We start from the raw sequence: 23693 nt of genomic DNA, 5'->3' as shown, positions 1-23693 counted from the left end.
ATGTCCAGCCGATGGAATGGGATGCGGCCGGCGCCATGTATCAATATGCATCAATGCGCCATGGGTCGCGCCCTTGGGAAGTCCCCATGCAAGGGAAGAACGTGCGGCCTCCCCTCCGCAATCCCACCATTTGATCTTGCCGCGCCATCGCGATAAGAACATAACATGAACACAATGGTCGACGATTCGGCGAGCCGGCTGGCCCGTATGAAGCGATTGAAGGACAGGGTTGAATCGCGGTGGCGCAAACAGGATGGCCTGCGCCCCACCCCGCTGGGGCATGGCGTGATCGATGCCGCGCTGGGTGGCGGCCTGGCGCGGGGGCGGCTGCACGAACTTCATGCGCTGTTGCCGGAGGATGCGCCAGGGGCGGCGGGCTTTGCGGCGATGCTGGCGGCGCAGCGCGGTGGCGTTGTAATCTGGGTTCGCCCCGGCCGGGCCGGATTGAGCGGGCAGCCTTATGCGCTTGGCCTGCGCGACATCGGGCTGGATCCGGCACGCCTGCTGCTGTGCATCGCGCCCGATACCGCCGGGATATTGCAGATTGCGAACGAAGCCGCGCGCTGCCCGCAAGCAGCCACCGTGATTGCCGAATTCTGGCGGCGCGCACCCGAATTCTCGCTGTCTGCCAGCCGCAGGCTTGCCCTGTCTGCCGAAACGTCGGGCGCAACTCTGTTGATGCTGCGGATCGGTGCCGAGCCGGAACCAAGTGCGGCCACCACGCGCTGGTCGGTGGCGTCCGCGCCGTCGATGCCATTGCTGGCCAATGCCCCCGGCCATATCGCGCTCGATCTGGCGCTGCTGCGCCAGCGGGGCGGCGCCGGCGAAGGAAAATGGCGCGTGGTGTGGGATCGTGAGCATGGCCGCTTCATCGACGTCCCGCCGCTTTCTGGCGCTGGTCGCCCCCCGGCTGTCCTGCGACCGGCTGGCCTGGCAAGGGACGCGGCCTGAAGGCCCCTATGCCTTTGTGGAAAAGCGCGCAAATGCCATGCGGCTGGCAGCAGTGGACCCGCGCGCGGCGGCGCTGGGGATCGCGCCCGGCCTTACGCTGGCCGATGCGCGGGCGCGCCTGCCCGAGCTTGTGACATACCCCCATGACGCCATTGCCGACCGCGCCTTTCTGGAGCGGCTGGCGGAGGCCTGCGAGCGCTACAGCCCCTCAATAGCGCTCGACCCGCCCGACGGGGTGACGCTCGACATTGCCGGCTGCACGCATCCCTTCGGTGGCGAGGATGCGCTTGCCGCCGATGCGGTCAGGCGCTTTGCCCGTTTCGTCACGCTCAACGCCGCGATCGCCGATACGCCGGAGGCGGCCCAGGCGCTCGCTCACCATAATGCCCCCTGCGTCGAGGCCCTGCCGGTCGCGGCGCTGCGGCTGGATGAAGAAGCGACCACCGCACTGCTGCGCGCCGGGCTGAAAACGGTGGGCGACCTTGCCGATCGCCCCAGTGCCGCCCTTGCCGCGCGCTTCGGCCCGCTCGCCGCCGACCGGCTGGCCCGGCTGCTCGGCCGGGTGGACAGCCGCCTGACGCCGCGCCGCAAGCGCCCGCCGATCCTGGTGGAGCGCCGCTTTGCCGAGCCGGTTGCCATGATCGACCACATCATCGCGGTGGCGGACGAACTGCTGCACGAAGCCTGCGCCATGCTGGCCGGACGCGATCAGGGGTGCCGCCGCTGCGGCATCGCGCTGTTCCGCAGCGATGGCGACGTCCGGCGGCTGTCGGTCGAAGCCGGCCAGCCCCAGCGAGACCCCGGCACCCTGCTGCGCCTGATGCGCGAGCGGATCGAGGGATTGCGCGACCCGCTCGACCCCGGCTTCGGTTATGACATGGTGCGGCTGGGGCTGGCGCGGCTGGAGGCGCTGCCACCGGCGCAGCTGGCGCTCGAAGGCGGCAGCCTGTCCGACGATGCGCTGGCCGCATTGATCGACCGGTTGAGCATCAGGCTGGGGCGCGCACAGGTGCGGCGGCTGGTTCATGTCGACAGCCATCTGCCCGAACAGGCCGTGCTGGCCCTGCCCGCGCAGGATATGGGCAGGCCACAGCCCTGGCCCCTGCCCGACCCCGGCGAGCCGCCGCTGCGCCCGATCCACCTGTTCGATCCGCCCGAAGTGATCGAGGTGATTGCCGAAGTGCCCGACGGGCCGCCGCACCGCTTTCGCTGGCGCCGCACGCTGCATGAGGTGACGCGCGCCGAAGGGCCGGAGCGCCTTGCCAGCCAATGGTGGCGCCGCGCCGATGGTGGCGGCCTGACGCGCGATTATTACCGGGTGGAGGATGCGCTCGGCCGCCGCTTCTGGGTGTTCCGCCACGGGCTGTACGGGCACGAAAAGGCGCAACCGGCCTGGTATCTGCACGGGCTGTTCGCATGAGCTATGCCGAACTTGCCGTTGCCACCAACTATTCGTTCCTGCGCGGCGTATCGCATCCCGGCGAGATGGTGCGCACCGCCATTGCGCTTGGCCATTGCGGCATCGGCATTGCCGATCGCAACACGCTGGCCGGCGTCGTTCGCGCGCATGCGGCGCTGAAGGAACTGGCCGAGCAAGACGGGCCGCTCGATTTCAGGCTGGTGGTCGGCGCGCGGCTGGTCTTTGCCGACGAAACGCCGGACATCATCGCCTATCCGCGCAACCGCCGTGGCTGGGGGCATCTGTGCCGGCTGCTTTCAACCGGCAATCTGCGCGCGAAAAAGGGGGATTGCCGCCTGGGCTTTGCCGATCTGGCGCAATGGGCGGGCGACATGGCGCTGATCCTGCTCGCCCCGCTCGGGCACGAGCGGACCGATGCGCTGAAGGCGGCAACGCAAGACCATGTGTGGCTGGGCGCGGCGATGCCGCGGCAAGGGCGCGACCGGCGTCGGCTGGCGGCGTTGATAGCGGCGGCGAGCGAAGCAGGGGTGCCGCTGATCGCGGTCAACGACGCGCTTTATGCCACGCCCGCGCAGCGGCCGCTGCACGACATCGTCACCTGCATCCGCGAAGGATGCGCGATCCACGAAGCGGGCCGCCTGCTCGCTGCCAATGCCGAGCGCCATCTGAAGCCCGCCGCCGAAATGGCGCGCCTGTTCGCCGACGCGCCTGAAGCGATTGCGGCATCGCGGCAACTGCTCGGCGCGATCGAATTCTCGCTCGACGATCTGCGCTATGAATATCCGCACGAGCCGGTGCCCGATGGCTGGGCCCCGCAGGCATGGCTTGAACATCTGGTGATGCAGGCCGCGCACGCCCGTTATGGCGCGCAGCTGCCCGAAAAGGCGAAGCGGCTGATGCGCGAGGAATTCACCCTGATCGCGCAGCAAAACTACGCCTATTACTTCCTGACCGTGCACGATCTGGTTCGCTTTGCCCGTGCGCAGGACCCGCCGATCCTGTGCCAGGGGCGCGGGTCTGCCGCGAATTCGATCGTCTGCTTCCTGCTCGGCATCACCTCGGTCGATCCGATGCAGCATGACCTGCTCTTCTCGCGCTTCGTTTCGGCCGAGCGCCGCGAGCCGCCCGATATCGACGTCGATTTCGAGCATGAACGCCGCGAACAGGTGATCCAGTATATCTATGAACGCTATGGCCGCGATCGTGCCGGCATTGCCGCAACGGTCATCCATTACCGGCCGCGCAGCGCCATCCGCGACGTGGGCAAGGCGCTGGGGCTAACCGAGGATGTGACCGGGCGCCTTGCCGGTACCATCTGGGGCAGCTGGGGCCGCGCGGTTTCGGAGGCGCGAGTCGAACAGGCCGGCTTCGATCCGCACAACCCACAAATGGCTAGGCTGCGCGATCTGGTGACGCAGCTGCTGGAGGCACCACGCCATCTGTCTCAGCATGTCGGCGGTTTCGTGCTCACCCAGGGCCGGCTCGACGAGCTGGTCCCCATCCACAATGCCGCGATGGACGGCCGCACCTTCATCGAATGGGACAAGGACGATATCGACGCGCTCGGGCTGATGAAGGTCGATGTGCTCGCGCTTGGCATGTTGACGTGCATTCGCAAGAGCTTTGACCTGATGCGCCGGCACGGCCTGGGCGATCATGACCTGAAGGTCGATCTGGGCGCGGACGATCCGGCAGTATTCGACATGCTGTGCAAGGGCGACAGCATCGGCGTTTTCCAGGTTGAGAGCCGCGCGCAGATCAACATGTTGCCGCGCCTGAAACCGCGCGAATTCTACGATCTGGTCGTGCAGGTGGCGATCGTGCGGCCCGGCCCGATCGAGGGCGACATGGTGCACCCCTATCTGCGCCGGCGCGCCGGCATCGAGCCGGTCGAATTCCCCTCTCCCCGCCCGCCGCACGACCCGGATGAGCTGAAAATACTGCTCGGCAAGACCTATGGCGTGCCGCTGTTCCAGGAACAGGCAATGAAGCTTGCCATCGTCGCGGCCGAATTCACCCCCGAAGAGGCCAATGGCCTGCGCCGGGCGATGGCGACCTTCCGCAATCTGGGCACGATCGACCGTTTTCGTGACAAGATGGTCGGCCGCATGGTCGAGCGCGGTTACGAGCGCGACTTTGCCGAGCGCTGCTTCAAGCAGATCGAGGGGTTTGGCAGCTATGGCTTTCCCGAAAGCCATGCGCAGAGTTTCGCGCGGCTGGTCTATGTCTCGTCATGGATAAAGTGCCACCACCCCGAAATCTTCACCTGCGCGCTGCTCAATTCGCAACCCATGGGCTTTTATGCGCCCGCGCAGCTGGTCCGGGACCTGATCGAGCATGGCGGCACCGTGCGGCCCGTCGATGTCAACGCCAGCGATTGGGACAACGGGCTTGAAGCGCTTGGCGGCGATGTTTTCGCGCTCCGCCTGGGCTTCCGGCAGATCGACGGTTTTCGCGCGGAGTGGGCGAACGCCATCGCTGCCGCGCGCGCGACCGGCCCTTTTGCCGATATCGAGGGGCTGGCGCACCGGGCGCAGCTTCCCCGGCGGGCGCTGGCGTTACTGGCCGATGCTGATGCGTTGGGCTCGCTGGGCCTCGCCCGGCGCCAGGCGCTTTGGGACGTGCGGCGGACAAGGCCGGTGCAGCTGCCCCTGTTCGGCGCCGCCGATGCGCCCGAACTGGCGGCGGAGCCCGACCCCGGACTGCCGGCAATGCCGCTGAGCGAAGAAGTGGTCGCCGATTACCAGACCACGCGCCTATCGCTGAAGGCGCATCCGCTGAGCTTCCTGCGCGACCGGTTGAGCGCGATGGGCGTGCTGAGCTGCGCCGAAATCGCGGCGGCGCGCGGCGGCGCGCGGGTGAAGGCGGCCGGCGTGGTGCTGGTGCGGCAGCGGCCGGGCAAGGGCAATGCCATCTTCATCACGCTGGAGGATGAAAGCGGCATCACCAATGTGCTGCTCTGGGCACGGCTGTTCGAGGCGCAGCGCGCACCCGTGATGGCCGCCCGAATGATGATCGTCGAAGGCGAGGTGCAAAGAAGCGCCGAGGGTGTCGTCCACCTGATGGCCGCCCGCGTGCATGATGCATCGGCAATGCTGGGCGCACTCAGCGATCAGTCGCTGCGCGCGCCAGCCGACGAGGTTGACCGCCCGCAACAGCCCCGCGGCCGCCACCCGCGCGACGTGCGCATCATCTCACGCGACTTTCAATAAGCCGGCCTCTTGCCGCACCACGGCCACCCGGCGACGCAAGTCATCCCGTCGGATCGGCTTCGACAGAAAACGTCAAAATCTGGCGGAGAGGGTGGGATTCGAACCCACGGTACCCGTAAAGGCACAACGGTTTTCGAGACCGTCCCAATCGACCACTCTGGCACCTCTCCGCGATTGAGGGCGCGCCGGGCCGCGCTGGCGGCGACGGCGGCGGTATCGATTGAGCGCGGGCCACTAGCGCGAACCGGCGACACGCGCAAGCACCCGCTTGTGCAACTGCAAAATGACACTAGATTGTCGGCATGGAGCAGTCTCAAACCCCTTCTGGCAAGCGCCTGGGCGACGCTCCACCCGCGATGCCGGGTGTGGCGCATGCCAGCTTTGCCATCGGCGACGTCGTCCGCCACCGCCATTTCGACTTTCGCGGCGTGATTTTCGATGTCGACCCGGTCTTCAACAACAGTGAGGAATGGTATGCGTCGATCCCGGCGCATATCCGCCCGCGCAAGGACCAGCCCTTTTACCATCTGCTCGCCGAAAATGCTGACAGCAGCTATGTCGCTTATGTCAGCCAGCAGAATCTGATGCTCGACGACAGCGAGGAACCGATCAACCACCCCGCGATAGACGGCCTGTTCACCGGCTATCAGGACGGGCGCTATCGCCTGCGCCGCGAACACCGACACTGAGCGGACTGAGCCAGCATCCCGCCAACAATCGGCCGTCTGATCATTGACGGTGCAACTGATTTGCTACACTATATCAGCATGTCGCATCCTGGGTTACCTTCACTGACCAGAAGGAACGTCGCGGCAGCGCTGGTTGCGGGTGCCTTTGCCCCTTATCCAGCAATCGCGGCCTCCGGCCCCCCGCTGCCGCCGGCGCTCGACGCGCTGGGCGGATTGAACCTCGCCACCTGGGATGGCGCGCCTGCCCGCCTTGGCCAGCATGCTGCCCCCGGGCGATGCGCCGTGGTGCATTTCTGGGCAACCTGGTGCGCGCCGTGCCTAAGCGAAGCCCGGCACCTGACGGACTGGCGCCGGCGGGTGCCCCTCGACCGGTTGGCCCTTATCGGCATCAATGTGGACAGCCAGCGGGACGAGGTGAAGCTCGCCGAATGGGTCAGGCGCAGCGGTGCCAATTATACGCTGTTGCGCGGCGACAGGACCAACTATGCCGCGTTCGGTCTGGGTGACACGATCATCCTGCCGCGACTGTTCGTTTTTGCCCGCGATGGCAAGCCACGCGCCGCCTTTGGCAGATATGACGGCGGCACGCTGGGCCGGATCGACCGCGCCATCGCCGACGCGCTGGCCGGCTGAGCCAGACGGCCAGCGAATACAGCCTCACTCTCGATTTCAAATGGCTTTCTCCATTGACGGCGCAGCCATCCCACGCTATCGACGCGGCCTTTCCGCGCCAGGTGTGCCCTGGCGCCAAACGTTATTGGGAAGTGATAAAGGCCATGTTCGCAGTCGTGCGCACGGGCGGCAAGCAATACCGCGTCGCCGCCGGAGACAAGATCGTCGTCGAAAAGCTCGCCGGGGAAGCCGGGGAGATGGTGACGCTGGGCGATGTCCTGCTCGCGGGCGAAGGCGCCGAGCTGAAGCCGGTCGCGGGCCTGACGGTCTCGGCCGAAATCATTGCCCAGGCCAAGGGCGAGAAGGTGATCGTGTTCAAGAAGCGCCGTCGCCACAATTACCGCCGCCGCAACGGCCACCGCCAGCAGCACACCATCCTGAAGATCACCGCGATCGGCGCCTGAGCGAGGAATTAGACAATGGCACATAAGAAAGCAGGCGGTTCGTCGCGCAACGGTCGTGATTCGGCCGGTCGTCGTTTGGGCGTGAAGAAGTTCGGTGGTCAGGAAGTGACCGCCGGCAACATTCTGGTGCGCCAGCGCGGCACGAAATTCTATCCGGGCCGCAATGTCGGCATCGGCAAGGATCATACCCTGTTCGCGCTCGTTGATGGCCGCGTGGCGTTCCACGCCGGCAAACTGGGCCGCACCTTCTGCTCGGTAGACGCGTCGATTGACGCGCTGCCGATGGCGGCCGAATAACATAGGGCAACCAGACGGGTTGCCCACCGGGGCGATCCGAAGGTTTTCCACAGAAAACCAAACCACAAAGGGAGCCGGGTCGCCCAGGCTCCCTTTTTTCATGCTCCCTCAACCGCGTTGTCGCTTTCCCGTCATCCCGACGTGCAAGCGCAGCGCCAACGGCGATGAGGAGAGTGGCTATGTTCGCCCGCACGGCAAGGTTGACGTTACGCCCCGGTTGGCCCGAGGACGCGCGCGCGCTCGCCCGCGCGATCGCGCACCCGGAAGTAGCGTTCCGCCTCGCCCGCCTGCCCTGGCCCTATTACGAAACGCACGCGCGCGACTGGCTGACCCGCGCGCCGGGCAAGGCGGACCTGTCGCTCCTCATTCTGGCGCATGATGGCGAGGCACCCCGGCTGATCGGCGGCGTCGGCGTCCACCCCACCGAAACGGGTCACGAGCTGGGCTATTGGCTGACGCCCGGCGCCTGGGGCCGTGGCTATGCGACCGAGGCGGGTCGCGCCGCGCTTGGCATCGCGCGCCACGCCATGGGGCTGCGGCGGCTCGAATCGGGCCATTTCGTCGATAATCCCGCGTCGGGCCGGGTGCTCGCCAAGCTGGGCTTCCGGCCCATCGGCCGCGTCGAGCAGCGTTACTGCCTGGCGCTAGACGAGCATCGCCCCTGTGCGCTGTTCGAGCTCGACATGGCGGAAGAAGAAACCGGGCCGTGTCGCCTGGCGGCATGAGCGGCGAACAAGAAGGAAAAACTGGCTGGGGCGGAAGGATTCGAACCTTCGGTACACGGTACCAAAAACCGTTGCCTTACCACTTGGCTACGCCCCAGCAGAGCGCGGTCCCTTAGCCGCGCCCGGACCGGCTGAAAAGGGGGTTCAGTCGATCAGCTGGTGCCAGCCATGCGGATCGGGCGCGCGGCCGAACTGGAGCGCGGTGAGCGTGTCGCGCAGTGCCGCCGTCACGCGGCCCGGCTCGCCATTGCCGATCACGAACCGCGTGTCGCCAACCGTCATCGAGCCGATCGGCATCACCACCGCCGCCGTGCCGCAGGCAAAGGCCTCGACCAGCCGGCCGCTCTGCGCATCGGCCTGTGCCTGATCGATCGCATAGCGCTCCTCGCGCACGGTCATCCCCTGCTCGCGCGCCAGCGTAATCAGCGAATCGCGGGTGATGCCGGGCAGGATCGTGCCAGTGAGTGGCGGCGTGAGCAGCGTGCCGTCATGGAACACGAAGAAGATGTTCATGCCGCCCAGTTCCTCGATCCAGCGGCGTTCGGCCGCGTCGAGGAACAGCACCTGGTGATGGCCGCGCCGCGCCGCCTCTGCCTGGGCGATCAGGCTTGCGGCATAGTTGCCGCCGCATTTGGCGGCGCCGGTGCCGCCGGGTGCCGCGCGGGTATAGTCGGTCGACACCCATAGCGACACCGCATCGACGCCGCCCTTGAAATAGCCACCCGCCGGCGAGGCGATAACGGCGAAGATATACTCCGCCGACGGCTTCACGCCCAGAAACACGTCGCTGCCGATCAGGAAGGGGCGCAGATAGAGCGACCCGCCCGGAATGGCGGGAATCCATTCACGCTCGACCAGCGCGAGCGCCTTCACCGAATCGAGGAACAGGTCCTCGGGCAGCTGCTCCATCGCCATCCGCTCGGCCGAGGCGCGCAGGCGCCGGGCATTGGCTTCCGGCCGGAACAGCGCGATCCGGCCATCGGGGCGGCGATAGGCCTTCAGCCCCTCGAAAATCTCCTGCGCATAATGGAGCACGGCGGCCGAGGGATCGAGCGAGATCGCCTCGCGCGGGCCGATCTGCGCATCATGCCAGCCCTGCCCCGCGCGAAAGCGAATCGTCACCATATGATCGGTGAACACGCGGCCGAAGCCGGGATCGGCAATCATGGCCGCGCGCTCCGCCGCCGGGGTGGGCGCGGGGTGCGTAATCCGGGCAAAACGGGCAAGCGCCGCATCAAGCGGGGGCAGCGTATCGAGCATCGGGCATATCCCTGGGGGGAGGATCAACTGGCTTGACGCCTTAGGCCAAGCCGCCATGGTCGGCAACATGGCGTTGCCGGCTGCCTCTGCCCTGTTTCTGCGCGAAGCCGAGCTGCGCCGGGGGATCGAGCTGCTTGCCTTTGGCCATGGCGCTTTGCTGCGCGCGGGCGATGCCCGGCTTGCCGCGATCGGCCTGGGCCGGGCGCATCAGCGCGCGCTCTATTTCATCGCGCGGCGGCCCGACGCCACGATTTCGGCGCTGCTCGGGCTGCTCAGCGTCACCAAGCAATCGCTGGGGCGGGTGCTGAACGACCTTGCCGCGCGCGACCTGATCGAGACACGGCCTGGCGATCAGGACCGCCGGCAGAAGCTGGTCCGGCTGACCGAGAAGGGCCGCGCGCTGGAGGCCGAGCTGTTCGAGCTGCTGCGCGCCCGGCTGGCCGCCGCCTATGCCGAGGCGGGCCAGGGCGCGGTGAGCGGTTTCTGGGCGGTGCTGGAGGGGCTGACACCGCCCGAACAGAAGCGGCTGCTGGGGGGTTTTGATTAGCGCGGTGCCGGCCCACTCCCCCACCCGACCACCCAACCGCAGTATTCTATGGGTGGTCGGGTGGGGGAGCGGGCCGGTGCGGTAACCGTTTCAGCCAAGCTGAAACCAACCCTAGCGCGCCGCCGCTGCCAGCTCGGCATTGCGGCGGGCGGAGGCGGCCAGCGTGGCGCGCAGCAGCGCGACCAGCCCCTCCGGCTGATCAAGCACATCGAGCCCCTTGCGCGTCGAGCCGCCGGGGCTTGCGACCTGATCGGCACGCTCGGCGGGGGTCAGCCCCGGTTCCTCGGCGAGCCGGGCGGCACCGGCGACGGTTGCCAGCGCAAGCCGCGCCGCCTGATCCGGCGGCAGGCCTTCCGCTGCCCCCGCCGCCGCCAGCGCATCGATGAAGCGATAGAGAAAAGCGGGGCCCGAGCCGGCCAGCGCCGTCACCAGATCAAAATGCGCCACCGGCACCCATTCGACCAGGCCCAGTGGCGCCATCAGTGCCGAAACGCTCGCGCGGGCTACCGCATCCGCGCCGGCACTGTCCAGCGCCACCACACCCGCGCCCAGCGCCACCGGCAGGTTGGGCATGGCGCGCACCACCGCGCTCGCCGTGAACCGCCGGGCAATGGCCGCCTCTTCCACCCCGGCAAGGATGGAGACGATCAGGGGAACCCCGGCAAGCCGCGCGGCATGCGCCTGCGCCACCGCATCCAGCTGTTGCGGCTTCATCGCCAGCAGCACGGCGTCGGGCAACGGACCGTCCAGCGGCACGCGCCCCTGCGCAACGCCCGCCGGCAATGCGCGGTCGCTGCGGTTGACCACGAACACATCGCCGGGGGAAAGCGTGCCCGCCGCGATCCAGCGGCGCAGCATCGCGCCGCCCATCGCCCCGCAACCGATCAGCCACAGCCGCATCGGCGCGGCCTCAGGCCTCACCCTGGGTTTCGGTGAGCGCAGCGGCCAGCGCCTCGCGCGGGGTTTTGCCGCCCCACAGCACGAACTGGAACACGGGATAGAAACGCTCGCACTCGTCGATTGCCGATTCGATGACCAGCTCGGCCTGGGCGAGCGACATGGTGCCGCCGTCGCTCGTGTCCAGCATCGCGGCATGGCGATAGAGCAGGATGCCGCTTGCCGACCACAGCTCGAAATGGCCGACCCAGAGCTGTTCGTTCACCAGCCCGACGGCTTCGTACATCGCGGTACGCCGGTCCTCGGCCACGCGGATGTCGGGGAAGCACAGGAACTGGAGAACGCCGTCATCCTCGCGCCACAGCGCGCGCAGCTCATATTCGGTCCAGCTGCCCTTCACATGGGCAACGATCTCGTCTTCCTGCCGGTGATAGGTCCACCCATGCGCGGCATAATAGCTTTCGAGCATGTCGATGGGGGCGTCGTCTTCGCGCTCGTCGTCCACTTCACGCAGCATCCCGGGTCATCCTGTCGCCTGGCCGTGCATCAGGCGTGCCAAGCGCGCAGCGGCGCGGCAAGGGCCGTGCGCGCACAAAATTGTGGACAAGCACCAACCGGGGTCAGCCCTGCCCCTGCGCGGCTTCCAGCTTGTCGAGCCGGGCCTTCAGCGCGTCGGCCTCGTCGCGCGCGGCGGCGGCCATGGCCTTCACGGCCTCGAACTCGTCGCGGCTGACGAAATCGAGCCCGCCGACCCATTCCTTCGCGCGTTCGCGCATGCTTGCCTCGGCCTCGCGGCCCATGCCGGCCAGCGTGCCGGCCGCGCCATTCAGCAGCTTGGCCAGATCGTCAAAAATGCGGTTTTCCGATTGCATCGTCCGATTCCAAAAAAGATCTAGAGCGGTATCTGGGCACTGCCGGCGGTCGGCACAAGCGTTTCCGCATTCGGGTTGAGCGCATTGATCTGGTAATTCAGCATGCCCGCGAACAGGATCCAGCCCAGATAGGGCAGCATCAGCAGCGCCGCCGCCACCCGCACCCGCGCGAAGAAGAAGGTGGCGGCCGCTGCCAGCGCGAACATCAGCACAAGGAGGATCAGCGCCCAGAACAGCTGATGCGCACCGAAGAACAGCGGCGTCCAGGCCAGGTTCACCGCCAGCTGCGCCGCGAACAGCGCAATCGCCACGCCGCGCCAGGCCGATCCGCGCGCATTGATCACCATCGCGAGCGCGAGGCCCATCGCGACGTAAAGCACCGTCCAGGCAATGGGGAACACCCAGTCGGGCGGGGTGAGCGCCGGCTTCACCAGCATGGCATACCAGCGGTTGACCGAGCCGACCGCGACGCTGTTGGCCGACAGGAAGCCCAGCAGCAGGATCGCCGGCACCGTGACCACGGCCGTGCGCAGAAACGCCATCCGCAATTGCTGTATGGAGGCGATTTCCCTGACCAAGCCGCTATTCCCCTGTACGAGTCGATGCCACCCCCCGCTTAGTCGATTGCCGCCCCGTTCCGAAAGCGCGAATGTTACCGCGCCACGCGCGCCGCGGCGAGCAGGAACTCCACATTGCCCTCCGGTCCCGTGATCGGGCTGGGGGTGACGCCGGCAACCGCCCAGCCAAGCCCGGTGAACCAGTCAGCCACCGCCGCGCAGACGCGGGCATGGATGGCGGGGTCGCGCACCACCCCGCCCTTGCCCACTTCCTCCCGCCCCGCCTCGAACTGGGGCTTCACCAGCACCAGCGCGCGGGCAGCGGGTGCGGCAAAGCCCAGCGGCCGTTCCAGCACCTTGGCAAGCGCGATGAAGCTGGCGTCGCAGACGATCAGGTCGACGGGCTCGGGAATATGGGCCGGGGTCAGCAGTCGCGCGCTGGTCTGCTCATGCACGATCACGCGCGGGTCCTGGCGCAGCTTCCACGCCAGCTGGTTGGTGCCGCTGTCCACCGCATAGACCCGCGCTGCGCCCCGGCTGAGCAGCACGTCGGTAAAGCCCCCGGTCGAGCTGCCGACATCGATGGCGACCGCGCCGTCCACCGCCCAACCGAAATGATCAAGCCCATGCGCCAGCTTCACCCCGCCGCGCGAGACCCAGGGATGGTCACGCCCGCGCACGTCGATGGCGGCGTCTTCGGCAACGGGCTGGCCGGGCTTGTCGACGCGGCGGTCGCCGATGAACACCAGTCCGGCCATCACCAGCGCCTGCGCCCGCGCGCGGCTTTCCGCCAGGCCACGCGCGACGAGCAGCTGGTCGATCCGTGTTCTGGCCAATCAGCTCAGCCGCAGGTGGCGCATTTGCCGCGCACTTCGATCACCGGCCGCTCGGGCGAGAAGCCGGCGGCCATGGCGGCGGAGCGCACCCCGCTGGTCAGCCGGTCATCATCGATATGCACCGTCTGCCCGCACGCATCGCACACCAGGAAGATGCAGTCGTGCAGGCAATCGGGGTGGGCATTGGCGACATAGGCGTTCGCGCTTTCCACCCGGCGGGCGAGATTGGCGCCGACGAACAGATCGAGGATGCGATAGATGCTGTTGGCGGCCACCCGCCGCCCCTCCATCCGCGACACCGCCTCGGCAATGTCATAGGCGGAGGCCGGCTTGTCGAAGCTTTGCAGCGCCTCGAAGATGCGGGCGCGCATCGCCGTCCATTGCTCGCCCGACTTTTCCAGCCGCGCCTGCGCCGCATCGATCAGCGCGGCGCCCGAATGTTCGTGGTGATGATGCGCGCTCATGGCTGTCAGGTTACGCCCGCACCGCCGGCACGGCAAGCGATGTCAGGCGCCGGCGCGCCGGTTGAGGTCGTGCCCGAGCGCGAGGAGCGCGACGCCGATCAGCGTCCAGAAGGTTTCCGCATTGCCATCATGCGGCAGGGTGAGCGCGCCGGCCATGATGCCCAGCCCCAGCCCGCCCATCGCCGCCGGCTGCAGAAAGCCGTGCCGCGCCGCGCCCGCAACCAGCGCCACCGCGCCGAGCGCAATGGCAATGCACAGGCCCACTTCGTGGATCACCGGGCTGAGCAGCAGGCCACCCGCCGTCGACGCCAGCGCCACCAGCACGGCGCTGGCAATGCAATGCACCGCGCACAGGCCGGACAGGCCGATCGCCAGACGATCAACCGCTGCCCGGTCTGGCAGGCGCAGGGATCTGGGGAGGGACAATTGGCCAATCACGAGCGGGCATATGGCACTTCTGGGCACAAGTGACAATATAACATTCACATGAAATTTTCGCATCGAACCGCCGCGCCGGATGACGCCGCGCCTGCCATGCGCTATGGCCGCGCCCATGTTGATGCAATCGTCCGCTTCGCTGCGCGCGCGGCCCCGCGCTCTGATGCTGTGGCTGTTCGCGGTCGCCGCACTGGTGCTGCTGATGGTGGCGGTGGGCGGCATCACCCGGCTGACCGAGTCGGGCCTGTCGATCACCCAGTGGAAGCCGCTGAGCGGCACCCTGCCCCCGCTGACCGAGGCGCAGTGGCAGGCGGAATTCGACAATTACAAGCAGATCCCCGAATATAAGGTCGTGAACCCCAATATGACGCTCGCGGGGTTCAAGGGCATTTTCTTCTGGGAATATGTTCACCGCCTGCTGGGCCGTGTGATCGGCCTGGCCTTTGCGGTGCCGCTATTGTGGTTTGCGGTCCGGCGGCGGATTCCGGCCGGCTATGGCTGGCGGCTAACGGCGATCCTGGCGCTGGGCGGGCTGCAGGGCGCGATCGGCTGGTGGATGGTCGCCTCGGGCCTCGTCAACCGCACCGATGTCAGCCATGTGCGGCTGGCGGTGCATCTGACGACGGCGCTGGTGCTGCTCGCCGGGCTGGTCTGGACCGCGCTCGACCTGCGCCAGCTGGCGGCGGTGCCGTTTTCGCGCGGCGCCCGGCTGGCCCCGCTGGCGGCGGCGGCGCTGCTGCTGCTGTTCGTGCAGATCGTGTTCGGCGCCTTCACCGCCGGGCTGGACGCCGGCTATGCCTTTGCCAGCTGGCCGCTGATGGGCGACGCCTGGTTCCCGGCCAATGCGCCGATGGTCGAGCCGCTGTGGCGCAACGCGGTCGACAATCCGATTGCGGTTCAGTTCATCCACCGCTGGCTGGCCTTTGCCGCGGCCGCCGGCCTGTGCCTGCTCGGCTGGCGGGCCTGGACCAGCGGCGCGTGGCGCGCCGGGATAGCGGTGGTCGCGCTGGTTGCGCTCCAGATCGGGCTTGGCATTGCCACGCTGCTGAGCGGCGTCGCCATCGAAATCGCGGTGGCGCATCAGGTGAACGCCGCGATCACGCTGATTGCGGCGGTGTTCGCCGCACATGCCATTGGGCGCCGTGCCCCTGCCGCTTAGGGCGCTGGCCGCGACCGCTTTGTGCTGGCCTGCGGTTGCGCAGGCCGCCTTTGCGCCACCGCTTGACCAGCCGCTGCGCCATCAACTGGTCGAGGAACGCACCACCGCCGGCACAATCCAGCGCTTCACCAGCACGCGGATGCTGCGCTTTTCGCGCATCGCGGACGGCTATCGGGTGCAGGTGGAGATCGTCGCCAATGATACGGCCGCCGGAGCGGCGGGCGATCTGTTCGGCTGGATGATGTCGGCCTTTGCTGGCCGCACGTTGAACTTCCGGCTGGACGCGAATGGCGCACTCGTCGCGGTGGACGATGCCGACGCGCACTGGAACCGGCTGTGCGACACGATCGCGGCCATCCCGGGCCAGTCGCGCGACCGGACGGAAAAGCTGCGCGCGCTGGCCGCTCAGCTGCGCGCTGCCCCCGCTGCCAGCCGCCTGCGCATGCTCGGGTCGATCGTGACCGGCGTGATCGCGGCCGATGCTGCCGAGATGGCCGCTGGCACCCGGGCAGTGCAAGTTCCGGTGGCGGGCGCGGTGCCGCTGCCCGGCGTGCAGCGCGTACTGCGCGCGGGCAACCGCATCCGCGTCGAGGTGAGTGCAGAGGGCGACCTGTCGCTTGGCGACGCTGCCGGGCGCATCGCCTGGCACCCGACGCGCGAGGCCGATGCCGCAACCGGCATGCTGCTGAACGAGCGCAGCGAACGGCGGATCACGCTGGCCGGCCGGCCCGGCGCAGCCGCCCCCACAACGACCGTGGTGGTTACGGCAACGCTCGATAGGGTATCATAATACCCGTCAGCAACCGCGCCCTTTTGCTTGACTTTCGCCCGCCATTTCACGATAGGGCGCGCATCAGCGCCGCTCCATGCCGGGGCGGCGCTTGCATTTTCAACGATGAAGGTCCTGCCCCATGAAGGCGCTGATGAAGACCACCAAGGCGATCAAGCCGCATGAGGTGGAAAAGAAGTGGCACATCGTCGATGCCGACGGCCTGGTCGTGGGCCGCGCCGCGACGATCATTGCGAACATCCTGCGCGGCAAGCACAAGCCCAGCTTCACCCCGCATGTCGATTGCGGTGACAATGTCATCGTCATCAACGCCGACAAGATCCGCTTCACCGGCAAGAAGCTGGCCGACAAGGTCTATTACAAGCACACCGGCTATGCCGGCGGCATCAAGGGCATCACTGCCGGCAAGGTGCTGGAAGGCCGCTTCCCCGAGCGCGTGCTGGAAAAGGCCGTCGAGCGGATGATCCCGCGCGGGCCGCTGGGCCGTGAGCAGATGCGCAACCTGCGCGTCTATGCCGGCCCCGAGCATCCGCACGCGGCGCAGAACCCCGAAGTCCTCGATATCGCGGGCATGAACCGCAAGAACAAGGTGGGCCAGTAATGTCCGACAATCGCCAGTCGCTTTCCGATCTCGCCGCCATCGCCGGCGCCCCGCGCCCGGCGGCGCCCGCTGCGGCACCGGTGTCGGCCGATGCCCCCGCCCCGGTGGCGGTGGAGCCCACGCCGCTGCGCCCGCAGATCCTCGACAAGCAGGGCCGCGCCTATGCCACCGGCCGCCGCAAGGATGCCGTTGCCCGCGTGTGGCTGAAGCCCGGCACCGGCAAGATCACCATCAACGGCCGCGATCAGGAAACCTATTTCGCGCGCCCCACGCTGCGCCTGGTGATCAACCAGCCGTTCGGCGTGGCCGAGCGTGAAGGCCAGTATGACGTGGTCTGCACCGTGAAGGGTGGCGGCCTGTCGGGCCAGGCGGGTGCCGTGAAGCACGGCATCGCGCAGGCGCTGACCCGCTATGAGCCGGTGCTGCGCAGCCCGGTGAAGCAGGCCGGCTTCCTGACCCGCGACAGCCGCACCGTGGAGCGCAAGAAGTATGGCCGCGCCAAGGCGCGTCGCAGCTTCCAGTTCTCGAAGCGCTGATCCCGCGTCACGCGGTTACGGAAAACGGGCGGCCTGCACCTGCAGCGCCGCCCTTTTTCTTGGGCCGGCTTCAGCCGAAGGCGGGGTTCAGCTGAACGACCGCCATGTTGAACAGCGCAAGGAAGCTCAGCCAGCCCAGATAGGGCACCAGCATCACTACCGCGACCAGCGATCGCCGCGCGCAATAAGCGATCAGCAGCACCGCCATCAGGCACAGCGCGCCGATCGCATAGAGCGCCCAGTCGGGCCGGTGATAATAAAAGAACAGATGGCTCCACCCGATGGTTAGGAGCCCGGCGCCGGCGAACAGGCCCAGCAGCCCCTCCCCCTCGCCCGCCGGCATCGCCCGCCAGGCAGTCAGCAGCGCCATCGCGCCCAGGCCATAGGCCAGCGTCCAGCCCATCGCATAAAGCTGGTCCCCCGGTGCCCAGGCGGGCAATGCCAGCCGGTCATACCAACCGCCGGTGACGCTGGTGGTCGCGCCCATCGCCACCACGAGCGCGGAAAACAGCGCCGCCGCCGTGATCGGGAACAGCCACGCGCGCGGGCGGGCGAGATCAGGCCGCGAGACCAAGGAGATGCCCCATATCCTTGAAGAAGATCCGAACATGCGCGAACGGTTTGGCACGAACCAGCTCCTTGTTCATATAGGCTTGCCAGGTCAGCCGCTGGACATCCTTGTCCTCGCAGATCTTCACGAACCGCTCGCGCCGCTTGTCGCTGCGGTACCAGAAATGCTGCATCATCCCCAGCACCCAGAACACGCGGCCATGCGCGCGCATGAAGCGACGACGCGCGGTGGCAAGCTGGCGCGCGTCGCCGGTTTTCAGGAAGGCCGCCACCGCATCTGCGGCGAACCGGCCGCAGGTCATTGCGTAATAAATGCCCTCGCCCGATGCCGGGGCGACGACCCCGGCGGCATCCCCCGCCACCACCACGTCGCGGCCATTGTCCCACCGCTTCAGCGGCTTGAGCGGAATCGGTGCGCCTTCGCGGCGAACCGTCTCGCAGTCGCTCAGCCCTGAATCGTCGCGCAGGCGCCCGACCGAGTCGCGCAGGGCAAAGCCCTTGTTGGCGCTGCCCACGCCCACGCTGGTGTGCGGCCCGTGCGGGAAGACCCAGCCATAGAAATCGGGCGAGATGCGCCCCTGATAGACCACGTCGCACCGTTCCGGCCGGAAATTGGCGCCGGCGGGCGGCGACTTGATCACCTCATGATAGGCAAAGACGCAGGGCACACGCTCCGCCCCTTTCAGCGCCTGGCGCGCGACGCCCGACCGTGCGCCATCCGCGCCGATGATGGCGCGCGTCGCCACGCGCTGCTCGGCGCCGCCGCGTTCCTCGGTATAGACGACCACCGCGCCGCCATCGGCATTGCGTTCGATCCGTTCGAACGTGCCGGTGCGGCGTTCAGCGCCCGCCAGCACCGCGCGCCCACGCAGCCATTCGTCAAACACCTCGCGGTCAACCATGCCGACAAAGCCATCGCCCACCGGCATGTCCACCGAACGCTGCGACGGCGCGATCATCCGCGCGGCGGTGGCGCGGGCGACGATCAGATGGTCGGGAATGTCGAAATCCTTGATCAGCCGGGGCGGAATGGCGCCGCCGCACGGCTTGATCCGCCCGGCCCGGTCGAGCAGCAGCACGCGGAACCCCGCGCGCGCCAGATCGGTCGCCGCCGTCGCGCCCGACGGGCCGCCGCCCACCACCACTGCGTCATAGCTGGTCATGCGGGAACCTCCCTGCTTCGGGGGCTGCGGCCCATGCCCGCCGCCAGCCAGGCAGCGGCCAGGAACAGCCCCCCTTCAAAGACGAAAACGATGCTGAATGCGCCAGCGGCGAGCCCGGTCAGGCCGCGCAGCAGATCAACCGCCACCGCGCCGGACAGGCCGCCAAGGCCGAACGCAACCGCCTGTGCCGCGCCCCACACGCCCATGCGCATCCCCTCGCGCTGCGGCCCGGCGGCGCCCGCCAGCCCCATCATCGCGCCGATTGCCGCCACCGCGAACACGCCATTGGCAAAGCCCAGCAGCCAGACATTGAGCGCGAGCGGCCAGCCGCTGCCGATCCGCGCGGCGAGACTCAGCCCCAGCAGCGCCAGTGCCGAGCCCAGGCAGCCGCCAACGATCCAGCGCCGCATCGCCTGCGGCGTACCACCACCAAAGGCCGACCCGCCGACGCCGGCCAGGATCATGCCCAGCAGCACACCACCATGCTGCACGCTGGAGAGCGAGGTGGACTGGCCCGCCGTATAGCCGAAATAGAGCCCGGCAAACGGCTCCAGGATCAGGTCCTGCATCGAATAGGCAAGCATCGACAGGAACACGAAGATGGTGAACTGGCGCGCGACCGGCTCGGCCAGCATCGCCGCCAGCGCCTCGGCAAAGCCGGGTGCCCCAATGCCATTTGCTTGCGCCGCAACGGGGGCGTCGGCCGGCGCCTGCTCCACCCGCCATACGCCGATGAGCGCGGCAAGGAAGGCCGCAGCGCCCACGCCCGCCACCACCTGCGCCAGCCGCAACGGCGTGAAGGGATCGAGCAGCCGCCCGGCTACGCCAGCCGCCACCACAATGCCCAGGATCATCATCACCCAGGTGATCGCCGCTGCTGATGCACGCCGCGCGGGCGCCACCCGGGTCGCCAGCAGCGCGAGCAGCGATGTGCCCGCCGCGCCGACGCCGGCGCCGATCAGCGTGAAGCCCGCTATGGCCAGGCCCATGCCCTCGACGCCGCGCATGCCGAACCAGGCGAGCGCCGCCACCGCGCACATCAGCCCGGCATAGAGCACTGCCATGCCGCCCACGATCCAGGGCGTGCGCCGCGCGCCGCGGTCGGAGCCATGCCCCCAGGCCGGGCGCGACAGCTGCACCGCATAATGCCAGGCGACCAGCCCGGCGGGGAGCGCGGCGGGCAGCGCATATTCCACCACCATCACGCGGTTGAGCAGCGAGGTTGCCATCGCCACCATTGCGCCGATGGCGCTCTGCACCAGCGCAAGGCGGGCGATGCCGGGCCAGCCGAGCGTGCTCATATCGGCAGCGCCCCGCCGAGACCCAGCGCCGCCACCAGCATGCCCAGCACCGACAACGTGGTGCCGGTGCCGTTATACCAGGGCGCGCGCGCCACCGGATTGGCGATCAGCCGGGGCATCAGCGCCAGCTGCACCGCCAGCAGCGCGGCAATGATCAGCGCCGCCCAGCCATGCTGCCCCGCCGCCAGGATCGCGATGACGGCCAGTTGCGGCACCGCCATCACCACACAGGCAATGATCGCCGCGCGCCGCACGCCCAGCACCGCCGGCAGCGAGCGGATGCCCATCGCGCGGTCGCCCTCGATCGCCTTGAAATCATTGAGTGTCATGATCCCGTGCGCGCCCAGGCTGTAGAGCAGCAGCACTGCCAGCACCGGCGCCGGCGGCAGGCCGCCCGCCATCACGCTCGCGCCGGTGAACCAGGTCAGCCCCTCATAGCTGAGCGCGACGATGCCCGGCCCCCACAGGCCGCTGATCTTCAGCCGGAAGGGCGGCGCGCTATACGCCCAGGCACAGGCCAGCGCGAGGCAGGTCGCACCGAACACCCAGGCCCCGGCCAGGGTCGCCACCGCCAGCGACAGCGCCGAGCCGATGATGGCGATCCACAGCCCCCAATGGCCGGCGATCCGGCCCGAGGGGATCGGCCGGCCGGGCTCGTTGATCGCATCGACATGCCGGTCGAACCAGTCATTCACGGCCTGGCTGGTGCCGCACACCAGCGGGCCGGTCAGCAGCAGGCCGATCACCACCAGCCCCCAGCGCGGCCCCAGCGGCTGGCCGGCGGAGACGACACCGCACATGAACGCCCAGATCGGCGGAAACCAGGTAATGGGTTTCAACAGTTCGAGCACGTCGCGCGGCCGGGGCCACGGCTGCCGGGCGATCAGAGGAGTCGGTCGCGCCATGCCAAGCAGGCTATGCTTGACACTAAAAATCGTCAATCAGGATTGTCAGCTATTGATCGTCGCCATCGACCAGATTGCCCAGCCCGTGCCGATGCAGCTTCGAATACAGGCTCTGGCGGCTGACTCCCAATATTTCAGCGGCCGAGCCGCGATTGTCGGAGGTGTAGGTCAGCGCCGCCTCGATGCACAGCCGCTCGATCAGATCGGTCGATTCGCGCACGATTTCCTTCAGCGACATGCGGCCAACCAGCTCGGTAAGCTGTTCCACCGAGCGCGGCAGCTGGTTTTCGCCCGGCGGCAGGTCGCGCAGCCGCCGCCCGACCGAGCGGATGGTGAAGCCATAGCATTCGCCCTCGCCATGCGGCGCGGCGACGCCCGAAATCTCGATCTCTTCCTGCCCGCCATCATTGCCGCGCAGTACCGAGGCGACGTTGCGCACCGCGCCATGCTCGCGCAGCTGGCCGGCGATCAGGTCGACATCGACGCCGGGCCGCCCCACCCACTGGTCGAGCCGGGCACCGCTCGCCCGGTCGAGCGAGGGCAGCTGGGCGAGTTCGACGAACGCGGCATTCGCGGTCAGGATGTTGAGCGCGCGGTCGGTGAGCACGAAGGCATCGGGCATCCGTTCTACCACGTCGATCCACGGAGAGGTCACGCCGGCCTCGCGCGCTTCGTCGCCGGTCGCGATCCGTACCAGCAACAGCGCGGTGCGCGCCTGGCGGAACAGCCGCGCCGAAAGCTGCGCCACGCCGCGCCCGCCGCGCAGCCGCAGCTCGACGACACCGGCATCGTCCGCCGCCTCGGCCGCACCCAGATAGGCAATGAACGCCTCGCGGTCATCGGCATCGACGATCGCGCTCACCGGCTGGTCGACCAGTGCGCCCGCCTTTGCACCCAGCACCCGGTTGGCCGCCGGGTTCGCCTCGCGGATGCGGCGGGTGGCAGCGTCGATGATCAGCACCGGCTCGGTCGCCATGTCGAACAACAGGCGATAGCGCGCCTCCGCCTGGCGCAGGCGCAGATAGTCGCGCTCCAGCGATTGCTGCGCCTGCAGCAGGCGCTGCTGCAGCGCCGCCGCCTCACGCAGGTCGCGCCCGATCGCGACCAGCCGGCCACCGCCCAGACCCATGATGAGATAGCGCACCGGCAGGTCGCCGATCACCGTCGGGTGCGTCACCTGCCGCCAGCGTGCGGGGGCACCCATTGCCGCCTCGCCCAGCATTTCGATCACCTTGCCGCGCGACTCGATGGTCACCGTGTCGAGAAAGGGGTGGCCGACGCAAAGCTCGAGCGAATGCGCCGTCAGCTGCGGTTCCGACACGGCAAAGTCGATGATGACACCGCGATCGTCGATGATGAACGCCAGGTCGCCGACCGCGCCGAGCAGCCGCGCGACCGTCTGCGCCTCCAGCGGCCCCAACGACTCCGGGTCGCGGAACGCTTGCGCTTCGGTCGGCAATTCAGCTCTGTTCACGTCCACCTAGCCTCTCGTTCCGACAGAGGCTCAGGCGCCGGCCGTCACGCCCTGCGCCTTTGCACCGACGAGCTTGCTGGCCAGTTTCACGGCCTTGCGGGCGTCGGATGCTGTCCCGTCGGCGCCAACTTCGGCGGCGCGCGCGGGATCCTCCAGAAACACTCTTCCCCCCACCATCACCGCGATCCGCGCATTGGCGGAAACATTGCGGATGGCCCGAATAAGCGAAGGGAGCGCCGAAATATGAGAATCGCAACTGACCGTCAACCCGATGACATCAAACCATTCCGGGGCGATCCGCGCGAGCAGTTCGGGCGTGGTCGGCTCGGTCAGCCAGCCTTCGCGCATGAAGATGTCATCCAGCACCACCGCACCGAAACTATGCTGCTCGCCGGGCACCGCACAGAAGGGCGCGCGGCGCTTGTTGCTGGGCCGCTTCACCGCCGGCACCCGGCCAGACAGCTCGTGCACCACTTCCTGCAGCCGCCAAAGGCCCATCGTCACATCGACAAAGTCGCAGCGATCATCTTCCCAGAAATCGCCCAGCCGGCGCGCCGCCGGCGCTAGCAGTTCCACCAGCACGGTTTCCACCGGCACCCCGCGCCCGATCAGCCGTTCGACGAAATCGAGCAGCACATCGGCCTCAGCCGTTACCGTCAGCGGCGTGAAGGCGGCAATGTCTTCAGCAGTAATCTGCTTAGGCGGTTCAACAAGCGTGACCACCGAGTCGTGCGGGTGCGCCGCCACCAGGCGCGGAATGATCTCGCGTTCCACCAGCGCGGACAGATTGCCCTGCCGGACCGCAGTGTCGCCCGCGCGATTGTCCGCGCCCCAAGGCCAGATCACGCGGCTCAACCCCCGGCGGCGCCCACCTGCGCCCGGATTGGAACGTGGAAAAGAGAACAACGAAGCCATGCTCGGCTCTCCCCGGCTGGATCGGTTTTTCGGACGGA

At 68.1% G+C, this 23693-nt stretch carries 27 protein-coding genes and 2 tRNA genes; 13 read left to right on the top strand and 16 right to left on the bottom strand.

What is annotated here, in order from left to right:
* Positions 1 to 165 precede the first annotated feature (165 nt).
* Genes K2Y03_RS08315 through K2Y03_RS08305 form a run of 3 tightly spaced genes read left to right on the top strand, consistent with a single transcriptional unit; the run spans position 166 to position 5583 of the window.
* Positions 166 to 951, top strand: a complete 786-nt coding sequence (locus K2Y03_RS08315; RefSeq protein ID WP_294089915.1) for a hypothetical protein — start codon at positions 166 to 168, stop codon at positions 949 to 951.
* Positions 860 to 2371: a DNA polymerase Y family protein gene (locus tag K2Y03_RS08310; protein ID WP_294089912.1), complete on the top strand. Its 1512-nt coding sequence runs from the start codon at positions 860 to 862 to the stop codon at positions 2369 to 2371. The genes K2Y03_RS08315 and K2Y03_RS08310 overlap by 92 nt, the downstream gene beginning before the upstream one ends.
* Positions 2368 to 5583 (top strand): error-prone DNA polymerase, encoded by a 3216-nt coding sequence (locus K2Y03_RS08305; RefSeq protein ID WP_294089911.1) that lies wholly within the window; start codon positions 2368 to 2370, stop codon positions 5581 to 5583. The genes K2Y03_RS08310 and K2Y03_RS08305 overlap by 4 nt, the downstream gene beginning before the upstream one ends.
* Before the next feature lie 80 nt (positions 5584 to 5663).
* Here K2Y03_RS08305 and K2Y03_RS08300 read toward each other — a convergent pair.
* Positions 5664 to 5753 (bottom strand) — tRNA-Ser (locus K2Y03_RS08300).
* Positions 5754 to 5885: 132 nt separating this feature from the next.
* On the opposite strand from K2Y03_RS08300, the gene hspQ reads away from it, so the two are divergent.
* The 5 genes from hspQ (at position 5886) to K2Y03_RS08275 (ending at position 8370) form a co-directional block, all read left to right on the top strand.
* Positions 5886 to 6272, top strand: coding sequence for a heat shock protein HspQ (gene hspQ / locus K2Y03_RS08295; protein WP_294089908.1), 387 nt, complete (start codon positions 5886 to 5888; stop codon positions 6270 to 6272).
* A 78-nt stretch (positions 6273 to 6350) separates the two neighbouring features.
* On the top strand, positions 6351 to 6905 hold the full coding sequence (locus K2Y03_RS08290) for a TlpA disulfide reductase family protein (RefSeq protein ID WP_294089907.1): 555 nt from the start codon (positions 6351 to 6353) through the stop codon (positions 6903 to 6905).
* Between the two features lie 143 nt (positions 6906 to 7048).
* Positions 7049 to 7348 (top strand): 50S ribosomal protein L21, encoded by a 300-nt coding sequence (rplU, locus tag K2Y03_RS08285; protein ID WP_294089930.1) that lies wholly within the window; start codon positions 7049 to 7051, stop codon positions 7346 to 7348.
* Between the two features lie 15 nt (positions 7349 to 7363).
* Positions 7364 to 7645 carry a 50S ribosomal protein L27 gene (rpmA, locus tag K2Y03_RS08280; protein WP_294089906.1) on the top strand — a complete coding sequence of 94 codons (282 nt, stop codon included), beginning with the start codon at positions 7364 to 7366 and terminating at the stop codon, positions 7643 to 7645.
* 179 nt (positions 7646 to 7824) lie between these two features.
* Entirely contained in the window at positions 7825 to 8370 is a 546-nt protein-coding gene (locus K2Y03_RS08275; protein WP_294089905.1) for a GNAT family N-acetyltransferase, read from the top strand.
* 22 nt (positions 8371 to 8392) lie between these two features.
* Here K2Y03_RS08275 and K2Y03_RS08270 read toward each other — a convergent pair.
* Positions 8393 to 8467 (bottom strand) — tRNA-Gln (locus K2Y03_RS08270).
* Positions 8468 to 8514: 47 nt separating this feature from the next.
* Complete coding sequence (locus K2Y03_RS08265) at positions 8515 to 9630, bottom strand: branched-chain amino acid aminotransferase (RefSeq protein WP_294089904.1); 1116 nt, start codon at positions 9628 to 9630, stop codon at positions 8515 to 8517.
* A 67-nt stretch (positions 9631 to 9697) separates the two neighbouring features.
* On the opposite strand from K2Y03_RS08265, the gene K2Y03_RS08260 reads away from it, so the two are divergent.
* Positions 9698 to 10177, top strand: coding sequence for a MarR family transcriptional regulator (locus K2Y03_RS08260; RefSeq protein ID WP_294089902.1), 480 nt, complete (start codon positions 9698 to 9700; stop codon positions 10175 to 10177).
* 111 nt (positions 10178 to 10288) lie between these two features.
* On the opposite strand, the gene proC is transcribed toward K2Y03_RS08260, so the two are convergent.
* The 7 genes from proC to K2Y03_RS08225 all read right to left on the bottom strand — a co-directional run bounded on the left by proC (position 10289) and on the right by K2Y03_RS08225 (position 14238).
* Positions 10289 to 11077 carry a pyrroline-5-carboxylate reductase gene (gene proC, locus K2Y03_RS08255; protein ID WP_294089900.1) on the bottom strand — a complete coding sequence of 263 codons (789 nt, stop codon included), beginning with the start codon at positions 11075 to 11077 and terminating at the stop codon, positions 10289 to 10291.
* Between the two features lie 10 nt (positions 11078 to 11087).
* Positions 11088 to 11591 carry a YbjN domain-containing protein gene (locus tag K2Y03_RS08250; protein ID WP_294089899.1) on the bottom strand — a complete coding sequence of 168 codons (504 nt, stop codon included), beginning with the start codon at positions 11589 to 11591 and terminating at the stop codon, positions 11088 to 11090.
* A 103-nt stretch (positions 11592 to 11694) separates the two neighbouring features.
* Entirely contained in the window at positions 11695 to 11946 is a 252-nt protein-coding gene (locus K2Y03_RS08245; RefSeq protein WP_294089896.1) for an accessory factor UbiK family protein, read from the bottom strand.
* Between the two features lie 20 nt (positions 11947 to 11966).
* Positions 11967 to 12488 carry a TspO/MBR family protein gene (locus K2Y03_RS08240; protein WP_294089893.1) on the bottom strand — a complete coding sequence of 174 codons (522 nt, stop codon included), beginning with the start codon at positions 12486 to 12488 and terminating at the stop codon, positions 11967 to 11969.
* Positions 12489 to 12598: 110 nt separating this feature from the next.
* Entirely contained in the window at positions 12599 to 13339 is a 741-nt protein-coding gene (locus tag K2Y03_RS08235) for a TlyA family RNA methyltransferase (RefSeq protein WP_294089890.1), read from the bottom strand.
* 5 nt (positions 13340 to 13344) lie between these two features.
* The gene (locus K2Y03_RS08230) at positions 13345 to 13803 is read right to left on the bottom strand and encodes a Fur family transcriptional regulator (protein ID WP_294089888.1); all 459 of its coding nucleotides are present in this window, start codon (positions 13801 to 13803) and stop codon (positions 13345 to 13347) included.
* Between the two features lie 42 nt (positions 13804 to 13845).
* Entirely contained in the window at positions 13846 to 14238 is a 393-nt protein-coding gene (locus K2Y03_RS08225; protein ID WP_294089926.1) for a MerC domain-containing protein, read from the bottom strand.
* A 166-nt stretch (positions 14239 to 14404) separates the two neighbouring features.
* Between K2Y03_RS08225 and K2Y03_RS08220 the strand changes: the two genes are divergently transcribed.
* The 4 genes from K2Y03_RS08220 to rpsI all read left to right on the top strand — a co-directional run bounded on the left by K2Y03_RS08220 (position 14405) and on the right by rpsI (position 17327).
* Positions 14405 to 15400: a COX15/CtaA family protein gene (locus K2Y03_RS08220; protein ID WP_294089886.1), complete on the top strand. Its 996-nt coding sequence runs from the start codon at positions 14405 to 14407 to the stop codon at positions 15398 to 15400.
* Positions 15384 to 16190, top strand: a complete 807-nt coding sequence (locus tag K2Y03_RS08215; protein ID WP_294089883.1) for a hypothetical protein — start codon at positions 15384 to 15386, stop codon at positions 16188 to 16190. Before K2Y03_RS08220 ends, K2Y03_RS08215 begins: the two co-directional genes overlap by 17 nt.
* Positions 16191 to 16311: 121 nt before the next feature.
* Positions 16312 to 16791 (top strand): 50S ribosomal protein L13, encoded by a 480-nt coding sequence (rplM, locus tag K2Y03_RS08210; RefSeq protein WP_294089881.1) that lies wholly within the window; start codon positions 16312 to 16314, stop codon positions 16789 to 16791.
* Positions 16791 to 17327: a 30S ribosomal protein S9 gene (rpsI, locus tag K2Y03_RS08205; protein WP_294089879.1), complete on the top strand. Its 537-nt coding sequence runs from the start codon at positions 16791 to 16793 to the stop codon at positions 17325 to 17327. Before rplM ends, rpsI begins: the two co-directional genes overlap by 1 nt.
* Positions 17328 to 17397: 70 nt before the next feature.
* Here the strand turns inward: rpsI and K2Y03_RS08200 are convergent, their stop codons facing one another.
* Genes K2Y03_RS08200 through K2Y03_RS08175 form a run of 6 tightly spaced genes read right to left on the bottom strand, consistent with a single transcriptional unit; the run spans position 17398 to position 23586 of the window.
* Complete coding sequence (locus K2Y03_RS08200) at positions 17398 to 17901, bottom strand: TspO/MBR family protein (RefSeq protein WP_294089878.1); 504 nt, start codon at positions 17899 to 17901, stop codon at positions 17398 to 17400.
* The gene (locus K2Y03_RS08195; RefSeq protein ID WP_294089877.1) at positions 17885 to 19060 is read right to left on the bottom strand and encodes a geranylgeranyl diphosphate reductase; all 1176 of its coding nucleotides are present in this window, start codon (positions 19058 to 19060) and stop codon (positions 17885 to 17887) included. Before K2Y03_RS08195 ends, K2Y03_RS08200 begins: the two co-directional genes overlap by 17 nt.
* Positions 19057 to 20361: a BCD family MFS transporter gene (locus K2Y03_RS08190; protein ID WP_294089875.1), complete on the bottom strand. Its 1305-nt coding sequence runs from the start codon at positions 20359 to 20361 to the stop codon at positions 19057 to 19059. Before K2Y03_RS08190 ends, K2Y03_RS08195 begins: the two co-directional genes overlap by 4 nt.
* On the bottom strand, positions 20358 to 21266 hold the full coding sequence (gene chlG, locus K2Y03_RS08185) for a chlorophyll synthase ChlG (RefSeq protein ID WP_294089872.1): 909 nt from the start codon (positions 21264 to 21266) through the stop codon (positions 20358 to 20360). Before chlG ends, K2Y03_RS08190 begins: the two co-directional genes overlap by 4 nt.
* A gap of 49 nt (positions 21267 to 21315) precedes the next feature.
* Positions 21316 to 22746 (bottom strand): transcriptional regulator PpsR, encoded by a 1431-nt coding sequence (gene ppsR, locus K2Y03_RS08180; RefSeq protein ID WP_294089869.1) that lies wholly within the window; start codon positions 22744 to 22746, stop codon positions 21316 to 21318.
* A gap of 24 nt (positions 22747 to 22770) precedes the next feature.
* Complete coding sequence (locus tag K2Y03_RS08175) at positions 22771 to 23586, bottom strand: B12-binding domain-containing protein (RefSeq protein ID WP_294089867.1); 816 nt, start codon at positions 23584 to 23586, stop codon at positions 22771 to 22773.
* Positions 23587 to 23693 lie beyond the last annotated feature (107 nt).

This window comes from Sphingomonas sp. (assembly GCF_019746015.1).
Lineage (GTDB): Bacteria > Pseudomonadota > Alphaproteobacteria > Sphingomonadales > Sphingomonadaceae > Sphingomonas.
This window is presented reverse-complemented; position numbering and strand designations above follow the sequence as displayed.

What these genes read in the sequence shown, in the direction of transcription:
- K2Y03_RS08315 (WP_294089915.1), top strand. Translation starts at nt 166, where the DNA reads ATGAACACAATGGTCGACGATTCGGCGAGCCGGCTGGCCCGTATGAAG.
- K2Y03_RS08310 (WP_294089912.1), top strand. Translation starts at nt 860, where the DNA reads ATGGCCGCTTCATCGACGTCCCGCCGCTTTCTGGCGCTGGTCGCCCCC.
- K2Y03_RS08305 (WP_294089911.1), top strand. Translation starts at nt 2,368, where the DNA reads ATGAGCTATGCCGAACTTGCCGTTGCCACCAACTATTCGTTCCTGCGC.
- hspQ (WP_294089908.1), top strand. Translation starts at nt 5,886, where the DNA reads ATGGAGCAGTCTCAAACCCCTTCTGGCAAGCGCCTGGGCGACGCTCCA.
- K2Y03_RS08290 (WP_294089907.1), top strand. Translation starts at nt 6,351, where the DNA reads ATGTCGCATCCTGGGTTACCTTCACTGACCAGAAGGAACGTCGCGGCA.
- rplU (WP_294089930.1), top strand. Translation starts at nt 7,049, where the DNA reads ATGTTCGCAGTCGTGCGCACGGGCGGCAAGCAATACCGCGTCGCCGCC.
- rpmA (WP_294089906.1), top strand. Translation starts at nt 7,364, where the DNA reads ATGGCACATAAGAAAGCAGGCGGTTCGTCGCGCAACGGTCGTGATTCG.
- K2Y03_RS08275 (WP_294089905.1), top strand. Translation starts at nt 7,825, where the DNA reads ATGTTCGCCCGCACGGCAAGGTTGACGTTACGCCCCGGTTGGCCCGAG.
- K2Y03_RS08265 (WP_294089904.1), bottom strand. Translation starts at nt 9,630, where the DNA reads ATGCTCGATACGCTGCCCCCGCTTGATGCGGCGCTTGCCCGTTTTGCC.
- K2Y03_RS08260 (WP_294089902.1), top strand. Translation starts at nt 9,698, where the DNA reads ATGGCGTTGCCGGCTGCCTCTGCCCTGTTTCTGCGCGAAGCCGAGCTG.
- proC (WP_294089900.1), bottom strand. Translation starts at nt 11,077, where the DNA reads ATGCGGCTGTGGCTGATCGGTTGCGGGGCGATGGGCGGCGCGATGCTG.
- K2Y03_RS08250 (WP_294089899.1), bottom strand. Translation starts at nt 11,591, where the DNA reads ATGCTGCGTGAAGTGGACGACGAGCGCGAAGACGACGCCCCCATCGAC.
- K2Y03_RS08245 (WP_294089896.1), bottom strand. Translation starts at nt 11,946, where the DNA reads ATGCAATCGGAAAACCGCATTTTTGACGATCTGGCCAAGCTGCTGAAT.
- K2Y03_RS08240 (WP_294089893.1), bottom strand. Translation starts at nt 12,488, where the DNA reads ATGGCGTTTCTGCGCACGGCCGTGGTCACGGTGCCGGCGATCCTGCTG.
- K2Y03_RS08230 (WP_294089888.1), bottom strand. Translation starts at nt 13,803, where the DNA reads ATGAGCGCGCATCATCACCACGAACATTCGGGCGCCGCGCTGATCGAT.
- K2Y03_RS08220 (WP_294089886.1), top strand. Translation starts at nt 14,405, where the DNA reads ATGCTGTGGCTGTTCGCGGTCGCCGCACTGGTGCTGCTGATGGTGGCG.
- rplM (WP_294089881.1), top strand. Translation starts at nt 16,312, where the DNA reads ATGAAGGCGCTGATGAAGACCACCAAGGCGATCAAGCCGCATGAGGTG.
- rpsI (WP_294089879.1), top strand. Translation starts at nt 16,791, where the DNA reads ATGTCCGACAATCGCCAGTCGCTTTCCGATCTCGCCGCCATCGCCGGC.
- K2Y03_RS08195 (WP_294089877.1), bottom strand. Translation starts at nt 19,060, where the DNA reads ATGACCAGCTATGACGCAGTGGTGGTGGGCGGCGGCCCGTCGGGCGCG.
- K2Y03_RS08190 (WP_294089875.1), bottom strand. Translation starts at nt 20,361, where the DNA reads ATGAGCACGCTCGGCTGGCCCGGCATCGCCCGCCTTGCGCTGGTGCAG.
- chlG (WP_294089872.1), bottom strand. Translation starts at nt 21,266, where the DNA reads ATGGCGCGACCGACTCCTCTGATCGCCCGGCAGCCGTGGCCCCGGCCG.